Raw genomic sequence first — 15,305 nt, forward strand, 5'->3', positions numbered from 1 at the left:
GACCATGAGGGTAGCAATCATTGGCGCCGCCGGCCGTATGGGTAAAGTCTTGATCGAAGCGGTCGACGGCACCGAGGGTCTGGAGCTGGGAGCGGCAATTGTCGAGCCGGATAGCAGTCTGATCGGCGCCGATGCTGGCGAAATGACGGGCATCGGAAAAACTGGCGTGAAAATGGCGGGCAGCCTGGAGGACGTGAAGGATGACTTCGACGTACTGATCGATTTCACCTTCCCGGATCTGACCCTGCAAAACGCCACGTTTTGTAATGCCAACGGAAAGAAGCTCATTATCGGCACCACCGGCATGACCGAAGCCGAAAAGGAGCAGTTGGCGCTCAATGCTGACGCCATTCCCGTGGTCTTCGCGCCGAACATGAGTGTTGGCGTTAATGTTGTCCTTAACTTGCTGCGCACCGCGGCGGCGACACTCGGTGATGACTACGATGTTGAAATCATCGAGGCGCACCATCGCCACAAGAAAGACGCGCCTTCCGGAACGGCTCTGCGCATGGGTGAGGTTGTAGCTGATGCCCTCGGCCGGGACCTGAAGGAATGTGCAGTCTATGGTCGCGAAGGTTTTACTGGCGAGCGTACCAGGAAGGAAATAGGGTTTGAAACTATTCGCGCCGGTGATGTCGTCGGTGACCACACTGTGCTGTTCGCCACCGAAGGTGAGCGCATTGAAGTGACCCACAAAGCCAGCAGCAGAATGACCTTTGCCAAAGGGGCTATGCGCGCAGCGCTCTGGCTGAGTGACAAGCCGGCTGGTTTGTACGATATGCAGGATGTTTTGAGCCTCAAAGACTGAGGGTTCAGAGTGGCATGCCTGGAGGCTGGAGTCTGAAATCCGCTTCCGGGAATGTCGGAGGCCATGGATGGCCGGAGCCAAGCGCACATGGATGTGCTGGTAGCGGTTCCCGGAAGCGGATTTCGGGCTCCAGCCGGTGTTGCGGGGGGTTGCGGATAGTCCCTACAGGCCCATTAGGCGTGGACAAAAACTGCCATATTTCCTACAATGAGGCGGTTTAACTGCACCAAGCGTAGCTTTGATAACGCCCAGGGAACGCAAACCGTTCCCGGACAACGAAAAAGCGGGACGGAGTTTTGACTCCCTCTCGCTTTTTTGCGACCTGAATTTGCGCTTGCGTTCCTGTTCGTGACGAACCGATACGCCACTCGATGAGGATACAAGCCTTGAGCACACCTGCAATCCTTGCACTCGCAGACGGAAGCCTGTTCTACGGCACCGCCATTGGCGCTGACGGAGAAACCAGTGGTGAGGTGGTCTTCAACACCGCCATGACCGGTTACCAGGAAATCCTGACCGACCCGTCCTACTCTCGCCAGATCGTAACCCTGACCTATCCTCACATCGGCAACACCGGTGTTAACAAAGAGGATGTGGAATCCGATCGCGTCCAGGCCGCTGGCCTGATTATCCGGGATCTGCCACTGCTGGCCAGCAGCTGGCGCAATGAACAAACCCTGGAAGACTACCTGCGAAGCAACAACATTGTTGGCATCGCGGATATTGATACCCGTCGGCTTACCCGCATCCTGCGCGACAAGGGCTCCCAGAACGGTGCCATCGTCGCAGGCGAAGGCGCCACAGCAGAGCGTGCTCTCGAATTGGCTAATGCCTTCCCCGGCCTCAAAGGTATGGATCTGGCAAAAGAAGTTACCTGCGACACTGCCTACCAGTGGAGCCAGTCTGAGTGGAGTCTGGAAGGTGGCTATGGTGAGCGCAATGAAAGCAGCTTCAAGGTTGTGGCCTGGGATTACGGCGTGAAGTACAACATCCTGCGGATGCTGGCGGCTCGCGGTTGCGACATTACGGTTGTACCTGCCCAGACTCCGGCCTCTGAAGTGCTCGCGATGAATCCGGACGGTGTCTTCCTGTCAAACGGCCCGGGTGACCCTGAGCCCTGTGATTACGCAATTACTGCGATTCGCGAAGTGCTGGAAACCAACATCCCGGTATTCGGTATCTGCCTGGGGCACCAGTTGCTGGCGCTGGCCAGTGGTGCGGGAACCATGAAGATGGGTCACGGTCATCATGGTGCCAACCACCCGGTACAGGATCTGGCCGACGGCACCGTTATGATCACCAGCCAGAACCATGGCTTTGCGGTGGATGAGGCGACGCTGCCTGACAACATCGAAGCTACCCATAAATCCCTGTTCGATGGCACGCTGCAGGGTATTCGTCGGACCGACAAGCCGGCCTACAGCTTCCAGGGGCATCCGGAAGCAAGCCCGGGTCCTCATGACGTAGCGCCCCTGTTTGACGAGTTCATCCGCCTGATGAATGAGCGATCTGCCTGAGCGCAGATTGCCATGGATAACTCACGGGCGCTGAGCTTTGCGCTGCAAGAATTCAAAAGTTGCTGACAGGTTTATCAAGACATGCCAAAACGTACAGACATTCAAAGCATCCTGATCCTGGGCGCCGGCCCCATCGTGATCGGGCAGGCGTGCGAATTCGACTACTCCGGAGCACAGGCCTGCAAGGCGCTGCGCGAGGAAGGGTATCGGGTGATTCTGGTTAATTCCAACCCGGCTACCATCATGACCGATCCGGCGATGGCCGATGCCACCTACATCGAGCCGATCACCTGGAAAACCGTCGAAAAAATCATCGAGAAAGAACAGCCAGACGCTCTGTTGCCCACCATGGGTGGTCAGACCGCGCTGAACTGCGCACTGGATCTGGAAAAGCACGGTGTTCTTGAAAAGCACGGCGTCGAGATGATCGGTGCCAACGCCGATACCATCGACAAGGCGGAAGACCGGAATCGCTTTGATAAGGCCATGAAGAAAATTGGCCTTGAATGCCCGCGCGCATCCATCGCCCACTCCATGGAAGAAGCCTGGACTATTTCCGAAGACATCGGCTTCCCGTGCATTATCCGCCCGTCCTTTACCATGGGTGGCTCCGGCGGCGGTATTGCCTACAACAAAGACGAGTTCGAGGAAATCTGTCAGCGCGGTCTGGACCTCTCCCCGACCAATGAGCTGCTCATCGACGAGTCGCTGATCGGCTGGAAAGAGTACGAGATGGAAGTGGTTCGCGATAAAGCGGACAACTGCATCATCGTCTGTTCGATCGAGAACTTCGATCCCATGGGGGTGCACACCGGTGACTCCATTACCGTCGCTCCGGCCCAGACCCTCACCGACAAGGAATACCAGATTATGCGGAACGCCTCCCTGGCGGTCCTGCGTGAGATTGGTGTTGAAACCGGTGGCTCCAATGTCCAGTTCGGTATCAACCCGGACACCGGTCGTATGGTGGTCATCGAAATGAACCCGCGGGTTTCCCGTTCCTCAGCCCTGGCCTCCAAAGCGACTGGTTTCCCGATCGCAAAAGTTGCCGCAAAACTGGCTGTCGGTTACACCCTGGACGAGTTGAGCAACGACATTACCGGTGGCGTAACGCCGGCTTCTTTTGAGCCGAGTATCGATTACGTTGTTACCAAGATTCCCCGGTTCACCTTTGAAAAGTTCCCGCAGGCTGATGCCCGCCTGACCACCCAGATGAAATCCGTGGGCGAGGTTATGGCGATCGGCCGTACTTTCCAGGAGTCCCTGCAGAAAGCGCTGCGTGGGCTGGAGGTAGGGTCTGAAGGCTTCGATGAGAAGCTGGAAGAGCTGGAGTCCGAGAATTCCCAGGAAACCCTGGTCCAGGAAATGAACGTCCCGGGTGCAGAGCGCATCTGGTACCTTGGTGATGCATTCCGTTCCGGCCTGACCGTTGAGGATGTGTTCCAGCACACCAAAATCGATCCGTGGTACCTGGTACAGATTGAAGACCTTATTCGTGAAGAGCAGGCCCTCAAGAGCGCCGGCAAGGCGGATATTGATCGTGCCACCTTGTTCCGCCTCAAGCGTAAGGGCTTTTCAGATGCCCGTCTGGCCAAGTTGCTGGGTATCTCTGAAGGTAGTCTGCGCAAGCTTCGTCATGATCTGGAAATCCGTCCTGTCTACAAACGGGTAGATACCTGTGCGGCGGAATTTGCGTCCGATACAGCCTACATGTACTCAACCTATGAGGAAGAGTGCGAGGCGGATGTCAGTGATCGTGAAAAAATCGTTGTCATCGGAGGCGGTCCCAACCGTATCGGTCAGGGCATCGAATTCGATTATTGCTGTGTCCACGCAGCACTGGCCATGCGCGAAGATGGCTATGAAACCATCATGATCAACTGCAACCCGGAAACCGTGTCCACGGACTACGACACTTCCGACCGGTTGTACTTCGAGCCGATCACTCTGGAAGATGTTCTGGAGATCATTCAGCTCGAGAAGCCTAAAGGTGTCATCGTGCACTACGGTGGCCAGACACCTCTGAAGCTGGCTCGGGGCCTGGAAGCTGCTGGAGTACCGATCATTGGTACCAGCCCGGATGCTATCGACCGTGCGGAAGACCGTGAGCGTTTCCAGCAGATGATTCAGCGTCTTGGTCTCAAGCAGCCTGAAAACGCGACCGTACGCAGCCACGAGGAAGGTGTCCTCGCGGCTCGTGAAATCGGCTATCCGCTGGTGGTTCGTCCGTCCTACGTTCTGGGTGGTCGTGCCATGGAAATCGTCTATGACGAGACCGAGCTGGTGCGCTACATGCGCAATGCGGTTCTGGTATCCAATGACAGCCCGGTATTGCTTGATCACTTCCTGAATGCTGCCGTTGAGGTGGATATCGACGCCATCTGCGACGGCCAGGACGTGGTTATCGGCGGTATCATGCAGCACATCGAGCAGGCGGGTGTTCACTCCGGTGATTCCGCGTGTTCTCTGCCACCGTACAGCCTGCCAAAGGCTGTTCAGGATGAGATGCGCGAAGCGGTCCGGAAAATGGCTATCGAGCTGGATGTTATCGGACTGATGAACGTCCAGCTAGCCTGGCAGGACGATGAAATCTACGTGATTGAAGTCAATCCACGCGCTTCCCGTACCGTTCCCTTCGTGTCCAAAGCGATTGGCGAATCTCTGGCGGCTGTGGCTGCTCGTGTCATGTCTGGCAAAACGCTGAAGGAACTTGGTTTTACTCAGGAAATTGTGCCGGAATACTATGCGGTTAAAGAGTCGGTGTTCCCGTTCAATAAATTCCCGGCGGTTGACCCGATTCTCGGGCCTGAAATGAAGTCCACCGGCGAGGTCATGGGGCTGGGTGACAGCTTTGATGAAGCTTTCGCCAAGGCTGCTCTGGCATCTGGCGAACGTCTGCCTGCGCAGGGTACGGCCTTTATGTCTGTCCGTGATGTGGACAAGCCGGGCGCGGCCAGTGTCGCCCGTGACCTGGTTGATGCAGGTTTCAAGATCATTGCGACTACCGGTACTGCCAAGGCGCTGGTTGAGGCTGGCATCGAAGTGGAACGGGTGAACAAGGTCCGCGAAGGTCGTCCGCATATCGTTGACGCTATCAAGAACGGAAAAGTTCAGCTGATCATCAACACCACTGAAGGTCGCAAGGCGATTTCGGATTCGGCCCAGATTCGCCAGTCCGCGCTGCAGACCAAGGTAACATACACAACGACTCTGGCAGGTGGCGAAGCGTTCTGCCGGGCAATCAAATTCGGCCCGGAACGCACAGTACGTCGTCTCCAGGATCTTCACGCAGGAAAGTAAGATCATGTCTGAAAGAGTACCGATGACCAAGACGGGCGAAGCCCGTCTGCGCGCCGAACTTCAGAAACTCAAATCTGAAGATCGTCCTCAGGTGATTGCAGCGATTGCCGAGGCCCGTGAGCACGGAGATCTCAAGGAAAATGCCGAGTATCATGCAGCTCGTGAACAGCAGGGCTTCATCGAAGGCCGTATTCAGGAGATTGAAGGAAAGCTTTCGGTCGCTCAGGTAATTGATGTCACGACCATGGAAAATACCGGTAAGGTCATCTTTGGCACTACAGTGCAGTTGATCAATGTTGAAACCGACGAAGAAGTGAAATATCAGATCGTTGGTGAAGACGAGGCGGATATCAAGGCTGGTAAAATTTCAGTCTCGTCGCCAATTGCCCGTGCACTGGTTGGCAAGAGTGAAGGTGATGTGGTTGCTATTCGTGTGCCGTCGGGCACCGTTGAGTACGAAATAGGGGAAGTCGAGTACATCTGATCTCGATGCGCCTGAACGAAAAAGCCGGCTGGGGTTTCGCAGCCGGCTTTTTTGTTTGAGCTGTCTTTATTCGAGCTGTCGCCAGTGATCGAGTGGAACAGCTATCGCTCAGTTCTTGTGGCGAAGCAGATTGGACAGCTTCGGGTTCGGGTTCTTTGCCCTGCGTAGAATGACCGCAATTTTACCGATGGTCTGAATAAGTTCAGCACCAGAGCTGTCGCAAAGGGCGGCGATGGCTTCCTGGCGAACTTCCCGGTCAGTGCTGGCAATCTTGACCTTGATAAGTTCATGATCGTTCAGCGCGCGTTCGAGTTCGTCCTGGAGGCCTTCAGTCAGCCCTTTGTCTCCGACAATGATGACGGGTTTCAGGTTGTGGGCGATGCCCCGGTATTCCCGGCGCTGTTCCGGTGAAACGCTCATGATGTAATCTCTTAATAGGTGCAATTAACAAAAGGTCAGCGGAGGTTTCGCTGGCATAGTCGTATAATTGGCGAAGTGTAACAGATCGGCGGCCGGTAATAATCGCCGTTAACACCTATCGGTGTGGTCAGTGCAGTTCTGTTCAATAAATTTTGGAGGTTTGATTTGGCCCGCTCGAAGTCCAGTGATCGCTGGCTTAAGGAACATTTTGATGACGTCTGGGTCAAAAAGTCCCAGGAAGATGGCTATCGCTCCCGGGCGAGTTACAAGCTGATCGAGTTGGATCAGAAAGACAAACTGTTCCGTCCGGGGCAGCTGGTTGTTGATCTTGGGGCGGCTCCAGGAGGGTGGTCTCAGATTGCTGCGGAGCGGGTTGGAGATTCTGGTGTTGTCATTGCCAGTGATATCCTGCCGATGAATCCGATTGCGGGTGTGGATTTCGTTCAGGGTGACTTCACCGAGGATGAGGTGTTTGAGGAATTGCTGGCGTTGCTCGGAGATCGGCGGGCAGACGTTGTAATTTCAGATATGGCACCCAATATGAGTGGTATGGCATCTGTAGATATTCCGAAAGCCATGGGTCTGGTTGAGTTGGCGCTGGATATGGCTCAAAGGGTGTTGCGCCCGGGCGGCGTGTTTGTTGCCAAGGTGTTTCAGGGTGAAGGCTTTGATGCGCTGCTGGCTGACATGCGCGGAAGCTTCAATACAGTTGTGAGTCGCAAACCGGATTCATCCAGGGCGCGTTCCCGGGAAATCTATCAGGTTTGTAAGGGTTTTAAGGGCTGATTTGATCAGCTGTCCTGTGGCCGATACGGATGGGCCGTTTCTGGTGGACAGGCGTACAATTAGTGTAAGGTGTCAGAAAGGGGCTTAACCTCAGGTTGCGGTCCTTCAATTCACAGGTGATGATCCTTGAACGATATGGCAAAAAATCTGGTTCTCTGGCTAATCATAGCCGCCGTGCTTCTGATGGTGTTTCAGAATTTCTCTCCCACCACCAGCGGGCAACAAGTCAATTATTCCCAATTCGTTGAGATGGTCCAGCAGGGCCAGGTCAGCCGGGTAACCATCGACGGTCTCGAAATTCAGGGCACCCGTGGTGATGGATCCCAGTTCCAGACGATCCGTCCCCAGGTGGCGGATAACAAGCTGATGGATGATCTGCTGGCTAATAAAGTGGAAGTAATCGGTAAGGAACCGGAGCGTCAGAGTCTGTGGACCCAGCTATTGGTTGCCGCCTTCCCGATTCTGATCATTATCGCACTGTTCGTCTTCTTTATGCGCCAGATGCAGGGCGGCGGTGGCGGCAAAGGCCCCATGTCGTTCGGTAAAAGCAAAGCCCGTCTGATGAGTGAAGACCAGATCAAGACAACCTTTGCCGATGTCGCCGGTGTCGATGAAGCGAAGGAAGATGTCAAAGAGCTGGTGGATTTTCTGCGTGATCCGAGCAAATTCCAGCGGCTGGGCGGAAGCATTCCCAAGGGTGTGCTGATGGTGGGGCAGCCAGGTACTGGTAAGACCCTGCTGGCAAAAGCTATTGCCGGTGAAGCGAAGGTGCCATTCTTCTCTATTTCCGGTTCTGACTTTGTCGAAATGTTTGTGGGTGTGGGTGCGTCCCGCGTTCGCGACATGTTCGAGCAGGCCAAAAAGCAGAGCCCCTGCATTATCTTTATTGATGAGATCGATGCGGTCGGTCGTCATCGTGGAGCTGGTATGGGTGGCGGTCACGACGAGCGTGAGCAGACACTGAACCAGCTGTTGGTAGAAATGGACGGCTTCGAAGGTAACGAGGGGGTTATCGTCATTGCCGCAACTAACCGACCGGATGTTCTTGACCCGGCCCTGTTGCGTCCAGGACGGTTTGACCGCCAGGTTGTGGTCGGTCTTCCGGACATTATTGGCCGAGAGCAGATCCTCAAGGTTCACATGAAAAAGGTACCGCTGGCGGATGGTGTCGAACCAGCTCTGATCGCGCGTGGTACCCCAGGTTTCTCCGGTGCTGATCTCGCTAACCTGGTGAACGAGGCCGCATTGTTTGCTGCTCGTCGCAACCAGCGGCTGGTCTCCATGGAAGAGTTTGAGCTCGCCAAGGACAAGATCATGATGGGCGCTGAGCGTAAGTCCATGGTGATGAGTGAGAAAGAAAAGCTGAATACTGCTTATCATGAATCCGGTCATGCTATCGTCGGGCGTCTGGTCCCGGAACACGATCCGGTCTATAAGGTCAGTATTATTCCTCGCGGGCGGGCACTGGGTGTCACCATGTTCCTGCCGGAAGAGGACAAATACAGCCACAGCAAGCGCTACCTCGACAGCTCCATCTGTAGCCTGTTTGGAGGGCGTATTGCTGAAGAGCTTACGCTTGGTTTCGAAGGTGTGACGACGGGAGCCTCCAATGATATCGAGCGGGCAACCAGCCTGGCCCGGAATATGGTGACTCGCTGGGGGCTGTCCGAAAAGCTGGGGCCGCTGCAGTATGATACGGATAGCGACGAGCCATTCCTTGGACGTTCTGCAGGGCAGGCCCAGACGGTTTATTCGCCTGAGACAGCTCAGCGCATTGACGAGGAAGTGCGGAATATCATCGATACCTGCTATGAAAAGGCCAGGCAGATTCTGATCGATAACCGCGACAAGCTGGATCTGATGGCGGATGCGTTGATGAAGTATGAAACCATCGACCGCTTCCAGATTGATGACATTATGGAGGGCCGGGTGCCTCGTCCGCCGAAAGGTTGGGGTGACAGTGGTCCTTCTGGTGGCGTGAAGGCCGATGATGCTGAAGCCGCACCAGAGCCCAAGAGTTCGGACGATGGGCGTCAGCCGGGCGTTGGTCGTCCTGCCGGGGAGCACTAAGCGCTCCCGCTATTAAGGCTGTTTGAATATGACGCCGCCCGTGTACCGGGCGGCGTTTGTTTTTGTTGCTGGAAGGTTTGCTATGGAAATGAATTTTGCCGGGCGGGTCCTTGATATGTCCCGCTGTCATGTTATGGGGATCCTGAATGTCACACCGGATTCCTTTTCCGATGGTGGGCGTTTTAATCGCCCTGACCTCGCGCTGAAGCGAGCGGCAGAAATGGTTTCCGAAGGTGCGGTTTTTATTGATGTGGGTGGTGAGTCGACGCGGCCCGGTGCGGCAACTGTATCTGCGCAGGAAGAGCTTGATCGGGTGTGTCCGGTGGTGGAGGCTATCACTCGAGAACTGGATGTGGTGGTGTCAGTGGATACCAGTGCACCTGAAGTGATGGCTGAAACAGCTCGTCTTGGTGCGGGGCTGATTAATGACGTGCGCGCGCTTCAGAGAACTGGTGCGCCAGAGGCGGCAGCCGCAGCAGGTATTCCGGTTTGCATAATGCATATCCAGGGTGAACCCGACACCATGCAGGATCGCCCCGAGTATCGGAATGTTCGTCGGGAAGTCAGTGGTTTTCTCACCGAGAGGATGCGTGTGGCGGAGTTGGCGGGCGTCAAGCCCGAAAACATCGTGTTGGATCCCGGTTTTGGCTTTGGTAAAACGGTCGACCATAATCTGCAGTTACTGGCAGCATTGGAGCAGTTCCATATCCTCGGCCATCCACTGCTCGTGGGTGTTTCCAGGAAGTCCATGCTGGGTGCGATAACCGGCCGGGATGTTGAGGAACGGTTGCCTGCCAGCCTTGCGGTCGCGACAATATCGGCAATGAAAGGGACGAGCATCATTCGGGTGCATGATGTCCGCGAAACAGTGGATGCTGTCAAGGTAGTGACGGCGATGAAGGAGGCAGGTTGATGGCCGATAGAAAGTACTTTGGCACGGATGGTATTCGTGGCCGCGTTGGTGAGTTTCCTATTACGCCGGAGTTTATGCTCCACCTCGGATGGGCTGCCGGACAGGCATTCAAGCGAGAGGGGCAGCGAAACAGTGTGCTGATCGGTAAGGATACCCGCCTGTCAGGCTATATGTTTGAGTCTGCTCTCGAGGCGGGGCTTTCAGCGGCGGGGGTGGATGTGAAGCTGCTCGGGCCTATGCCAACGCCAGCCATAGCCTACCTGACCCGAACGTTTCGTGCGTCTGCCGGTATCGTGATCAGTGCCTCCCACAACCCACATCACGACAATGGCATAAAATTTTTCTCGGCCAACGGTACCAAACTCGACGATGAACTGGAGGCGGAGATTGAGTATTGGCTGGAGCAGCCAATTCAGGTCTGCGACTCGTCTGAACTCGGCAAGGCGTCGCGAATTGACGATGCGCCGGGGCGTTATGTGGAATTCTGTAAAAGTACTGTGCCCAACGAGTTCTCCATGGAGGGCATGAATATCGTGTTGGATTGTGCTCATGGCGCAACCTATCACGTGGCGCCGAAAGTGTTCCGGGAGTTGGGCGCCAGGGTGACGGTTATTGGTAACGAGCCTGACGGGTTGAACATCAACCTGAATGTTGGGTCTACCCATCTCGATGCGCTTCGGCAAGCCGTGGTGGCCAAGGGGGCTGACCTGGGGATCGCTTTTGACGGTGATGGTGACCGGGTTCTGATGGTCGATCGCGATGGCACGGAAGTCGATGGGGATGAGTTGCTCTACGTGATTGCTTCCCAGCGCTTTGAGGAGGGGCGGCTTAAAGGTGGTGTCGTCGGGACTCTGATGACGAACCTCGGTGTGGAGTTGGCCCTGAAGGGGTTGGGTATTGAGTTTGAGCGAGCAAAGGTCGGGGACCGCTATGTTATGGAGCGCCTGCTGGCTCACAATTGGGTACTTGGTGGCGAGGGGTCTGGTCATATGGTGATCAGAGACTGCACGACTACGGGGGATGGCATTGTTTCGGCTCTTCAGGTTTTGCTGGCTGTTTGTAAGTCTGGTCGAACTTTGGCAGAGCTGCGTGCGGGTATGAGCAAGCTGCCCCAGACAATGATCAATGTGAGGGTCGCCGAGCGCTTTGATCCACTGGGCCGGGACGATATTGTGGCCGCCGTCCGCAAAGCGGAAGCAGAGTTGGGGGAAGCAGGCCGCGTGCTGTTGAGGGCGTCGGGCACTGAGCCGTTGATCCGGGTAATGACGGAAGGTCGGAATGCCGGGGATATCTCGCGGATCGCGAAAGAACTTGCCGCTGTGGTGGAAAATTCGCTTTCCTGATTTTATGTTTTGGGGCGGTTGTCTGACGGAGGGTAGTCCTGTATAGTTCGCCCTCCCTTACATTCGGGAACTGTTATGCGCCGTAAGATTGTAGCCGGAAACTGGAAGATGAACGGGTCGAAAGACCTGGTAGAAAAGCTGGTTGGCTATATCCGGGCTGAGGTTGAATCGCTTGATAATGGTGTGGAGGTTGTTATTATTCCTCCCGCAATTTATGTCGGCGATGTGGTGGTGCAAGCCGCTGGTGCTTTGGCCGTGGGTGTCCAGAATGTAAGTCGCTTGCAGTCTGGTGCTTATACCGGAGAGATTTCTTCCGGTATGGTCGCGGATTTCGGGTGCAAGTATGCCCTTGTTGGCCACTCCGAGCGCCGCCAGTTGTTTGGTGAAAGCGACGCGGATGTTGCGGAGAAAGTGGCGCGCCTGCTGGCAGATGATTTGAATGCGATTGTCTGTGTTGGTGAGACGCTGGATGAGCGCGAGGCCGGTAATGCTGAGGCCGTAGTTGCCCGGCAGGTCGAGGATGGCCTTGCGAGGGTTGCCGGTGATCAGTGGGGGCGTGTTGTTGTTGCTTATGAGCCTGTCTGGGCCATTGGTACTGGTAAAACCGCGACTGCCGAAGATGCCCAGTCCATGCATGCATCAATACGAAAGGTGCTTGCCGGGATAGGGGCGCCGTCTGAAGACGTTTCAGTACTTTACGGCGGCAGTGTAAAAGCGGATAATGCAGCCGCTCTTTTTGCCGAGCCGGATATTGACGGTGGTTTGATCGGCGGAGCGTCGCTGGTGGCAGAAGATTTTGTAAGCATTTGTCGGGCAGTTCCGGCAAGTCGCTAAAGTTAAGGTTCGCGAGAGTCGATATGGATTGGATGGAAACACTGGTAGTCGTAGTGCACGTGGTTATCGCGGTGGCACTGGTGGGTCTGGTCCTGATTCAGCAGGGCAAGGGCGCTGATGCTGGTGCTGCGTTTGGTGGCGGAGCATCCCAGACGGTTTTTGGTAGTCAGGGTAGCGGCAGCTTTATGACCCGTTTTACGACTATTCTTGCGATCGTATTTTTTGTAACAAGTTTTTCGCTGGCGGTGTTTGCCAAGCAGCGCGCCGAAGTGGCAGGTGAAGCTGGGATTCCTGTAGTCCAGGAGTCCAGTGAAGTGTCTGCCCCGGCCGAGTCTGCTGCAGACCAGGCGGCTCAGCCAGCTGAAGCCGAGGGCGGGGAGTCTGGTCTCCCTGAACTCGAGTAAGAATGATGCCCGGGTGGTGAAACTGGTAGACACGCTATCTTGAGGGGGTAGTGGCGAAAGCCGTGCCGGTTCGAGTCCGGCCCCGGGCACCATATAAGAAGAAACGGCTTGGAATTTCCAGGCCGTTTTTTTTGGTCAGTCCTTGACCAGTTCTGTCGGCGTCTCTATACTCCGGCGGAGATTGGAGCCGGTGGGTGTTTGTCCCCGGGGCTCTGGCAGGCCAGGTGTCTGTCAGCAGGAATGCGGTTCATCGTTTTGCTTCCTGCGAGTTCTTGCAACAAAGAGCCCCATTTCAAGGGGCTTTTTGATTAAGGGGCCTGGCATAGAAGGCCCTGGTGCATAAAAAGGGCTGGTCTACAGCCCTTTTTTTGTTTTTGTGGTCGGTAAATCTGAATACGGAGATGGCATAACTTGTCAGCCAAGCTAACACAACTGGAAGATCTCCTTCGGCCGGTGGTTGAAGGCCTGGGGTACGAGTTTTGGGGGCTGGAGTTCCGCTCTCATTCTCGTAATTCCATGCTGCGTGTCTTTATTGACGATGCTGAAAAGGGCATTTCTATTGAAGACTGCGAGAAGGTCAGCCGTCAGATAAGCGGCGTGATGGATGTGGAAGATCCAATCCAGACAGAATATACCCTTGAGGTTTCATCTCCGGGGATGGATCGTCCGCTATTCCGTCCGGAGCAATACCAGGCGTACGTGGGGCACAAGGTCGAAATCCGTTTGCGAATGGCGTTTGAAGGTCGTCGGAAGTATTCGGGTCTTATCAAAGGCGTAGAAGGTGATGAAGTAGTGGTTGTTGTGGACGATCACGAATACCTCTTGCCTTTCGACAGTATTGAAAAAGCTCGCATCGTACCGGTGTTTGAGTAAAGCCGTATTGAACAAATCAGTGGACGTACCGTTTATTTTTAAGGGCAGGGCAATCCAATGAGTAAAGAGATCTTGCTGGTGGTTGAATCCGTCTCGAACGAGAAAGGTGTCGAGAAGGATGTCATTTTTGAGGCGATCGAGCTTGCGCTCGCCACTGCCGCCAAGAAACGCTATGAGGATGAAGAGGCAGACATCCGGGTTGCCATCAACCGTCGGACCGGTGAATACGATACGTTCCGCCGCTGGTTGGTTGTTGATAACGATGCCGTTCCGGCCCTCGGTACTGAGCTGACGCTTCAGGAAGCTGAAGAAATCAGTCCGGATCTCAAGCCAGGCGACATGCATGAAGAGCAGATTGAATCTGTGGCATTCGGCCGTATTGGTGCTCAGGCTGCCAAGCAGATTATCTTCCAGAAAGTCCGCGAAGCTGAACGTACCAAGATCGTGGACAGCTACCGTGATCGCGTTGGTGAGCTGGTTTCCGGTACCGTCAAAAAAGTCACCCGCGACAATGTGATTGTGGATCTTGGGGCTAACGCGGAAGCACTGCTGCCACGCGAAAACCTGATCCCGCGGGAAACCTTCCGCATGGGAGACCGGGTTCGGTCTCTGCTACTGGAAATTCGCACCGACCATCGCGGTCCTCAGCTGATTCTGAGCCGTACAGCACCTCAGATGCTGATCGAACTGTTCCGTATCGAAGTGCCGGAAATTGCGGAGGAGCTGATCGAAATCCGTGGTGCTGCACGGGATCCGGGTTCACGCGCCAAAATTGCGGTCAAGACCAATGACCGTCGTATCGATCCGGTTGGTGCCTGTGTCGGTATGCGAGGTTCGCGGGTTCAGGCAGTGTCTAACGAGCTTGGCGGCGAACGCGTTGATATCGTGCTGTGGGACGATAACCCTGCTCAACTGGTCATCAATGCCATGGCGCCGGCGGAAGTTGCATCCATTGTGATGGATGAAGATCGCAACACCATGGATGTAGCGGTGGCGGAAGATAATCTGGCGCAGGCGATTGGCCGTAACGGTCAGAACGTCCGTTTGGCCACAGAATTGACTGGCTGGACCCTGAACGTGATGACCGAAGAAGAAGCCGGTGAGCGTCAGGAACAGGAATTCAGCCGCCTGGTAGACCACTTCACAGCGAATCTCGATGTGGATGAGGAGTTTGCCGGTGTGCTCATCGAAGAAGGTTTTACCTCACTGGAAGAGGTTGCCTATGTACCGATGGAAGAAATGCTCGCTATTGAAGGCTTCGATGAAGAAACCGTCAGCGAGCTTCGTCGTCGTGCCAAAGATGTGCTTCTGAATCAGGCTCTGGCCAGTGAGGAAGCGCTTGAAGGTGCAGAACCGGCAGAAGATCTCCTGGGTATGGATGGTATGGACCGCGGCCTGGCATTCAAACTGGCCGGTATGGGTGTTCGTACAATGGAAGATCTGGCAGAGCAGTCAGTAGATGACTTGCTTGAAATTGAAGGTATGGATGAAGAGCGTGCTGGTCAGCTGATTATGACTGCACGTGCCCCCTGGTTTGAAGACCAGGCGTAATT

13 protein-coding genes and 1 tRNA gene are annotated in these 15,305 nt (G+C 55.2%); 13 read left to right on the top strand and 1 reads right to left on the bottom strand.

What is annotated here, in order from left to right; genetic code table 11:
- Positions 1 to 4 precede the first annotated feature (4 nt).
- The 4 genes from dapB to greA all read left to right on the top strand — a co-directional run bounded on the left by dapB (position 5) and on the right by greA (position 6,109).
- On the top strand, positions 5 to 808 hold the full coding sequence (dapB, locus tag FWJ25_RS01235; protein ID WP_149598426.1) for a 4-hydroxy-tetrahydrodipicolinate reductase: 804 nt from the start codon (positions 5 to 7) through the stop codon (positions 806 to 808).
- 386 nt (positions 809 to 1,194) lie between these two features.
- Positions 1,195 to 2,325, top strand: a complete 1,131-nt coding sequence (carA, locus tag FWJ25_RS01240) for a glutamine-hydrolyzing carbamoyl-phosphate synthase small subunit (protein ID WP_188093541.1) — start codon at positions 1,195 to 1,197, stop codon at positions 2,323 to 2,325.
- 81 nt (positions 2,326 to 2,406) lie between these two features.
- Positions 2,407 to 5,625: a carbamoyl-phosphate synthase large subunit gene (carB, locus tag FWJ25_RS01245; RefSeq protein ID WP_149598428.1), complete on the top strand. Its 3,219-nt coding sequence runs from the start codon at positions 2,407 to 2,409 to the stop codon at positions 5,623 to 5,625.
- A gap of 4 nt (positions 5,626 to 5,629) precedes the next feature.
- Complete coding sequence (gene greA, locus FWJ25_RS01250; RefSeq protein WP_149598429.1) at positions 5,630 to 6,109, top strand: transcription elongation factor GreA; 480 nt, start codon at positions 5,630 to 5,632, stop codon at positions 6,107 to 6,109.
- Between the two features lie 108 nt (positions 6,110 to 6,217).
- On the opposite strand, the gene FWJ25_RS01255 is transcribed toward greA, so the two are convergent.
- Entirely contained in the window at positions 6,218 to 6,529 is a 312-nt protein-coding gene (locus FWJ25_RS01255) for a YhbY family RNA-binding protein (RefSeq protein ID WP_149598430.1), read from the bottom strand.
- A gap of 165 nt (positions 6,530 to 6,694) precedes the next feature.
- On the opposite strand from FWJ25_RS01255, the gene rlmE reads away from it, so the two are divergent.
- The 9 genes from rlmE to nusA all read left to right on the top strand — a co-directional run bounded on the left by rlmE (position 6,695) and on the right by nusA (position 15,303).
- Positions 6,695 to 7,315: a 23S rRNA (uridine(2552)-2'-O)-methyltransferase RlmE gene (gene rlmE, locus FWJ25_RS01260; protein WP_149598431.1), complete on the top strand. Its 621-nt coding sequence runs from the start codon at positions 6,695 to 6,697 to the stop codon at positions 7,313 to 7,315.
- A gap of 126 nt (positions 7,316 to 7,441) precedes the next feature.
- Positions 7,442 to 9,385, top strand: coding sequence for an ATP-dependent zinc metalloprotease FtsH (ftsH, locus tag FWJ25_RS01265; protein ID WP_223163208.1), 1,944 nt, complete (start codon positions 7,442 to 7,444; stop codon positions 9,383 to 9,385).
- A gap of 82 nt (positions 9,386 to 9,467) precedes the next feature.
- Complete coding sequence (folP, locus tag FWJ25_RS01270; RefSeq protein WP_149598432.1) at positions 9,468 to 10,298, top strand: dihydropteroate synthase; 831 nt, start codon at positions 9,468 to 9,470, stop codon at positions 10,296 to 10,298.
- Entirely contained in the window at positions 10,298 to 11,641 is a 1,344-nt protein-coding gene (glmM, locus tag FWJ25_RS01275; protein WP_149598433.1) for a phosphoglucosamine mutase, read from the top strand. The genes folP and glmM overlap by 1 nt, the downstream gene beginning before the upstream one ends.
- 75 nt (positions 11,642 to 11,716) lie before the next feature.
- Positions 11,717 to 12,475 carry a triose-phosphate isomerase gene (tpiA, locus tag FWJ25_RS01280; protein WP_149598434.1) on the top strand — a complete coding sequence of 253 codons (759 nt, stop codon included), beginning with the start codon at positions 11,717 to 11,719 and terminating at the stop codon, positions 12,473 to 12,475.
- Positions 12,476 to 12,498: 23 nt separating this feature from the next.
- Positions 12,499 to 12,879, top strand: a complete 381-nt coding sequence (gene secG / locus FWJ25_RS01285; RefSeq protein WP_149598435.1) for a preprotein translocase subunit SecG — start codon at positions 12,499 to 12,501, stop codon at positions 12,877 to 12,879.
- 7 nt (positions 12,880 to 12,886) lie between these two features.
- A tRNA-Leu gene (locus FWJ25_RS01290) sits at positions 12,887 to 12,971 on the top strand.
- A gap of 319 nt (positions 12,972 to 13,290) precedes the next feature.
- Entirely contained in the window at positions 13,291 to 13,752 is a 462-nt protein-coding gene (rimP, locus tag FWJ25_RS01295; protein ID WP_149598436.1) for a ribosome maturation factor RimP, read from the top strand.
- Between the two features lie 57 nt (positions 13,753 to 13,809).
- On the top strand, positions 13,810 to 15,303 hold the full coding sequence (gene nusA, locus FWJ25_RS01300; RefSeq protein ID WP_149598437.1) for a transcription termination factor NusA: 1,494 nt from the start codon (positions 13,810 to 13,812) through the stop codon (positions 15,301 to 15,303).
- Positions 15,304 to 15,305 lie beyond the last annotated feature (2 nt).

Source organism: Marinobacter salinexigens (assembly GCF_008370345.1).
Taxonomy (GTDB): domain Bacteria; phylum Pseudomonadota; class Gammaproteobacteria; order Pseudomonadales; family Oleiphilaceae; genus Marinobacter; species Marinobacter salinexigens.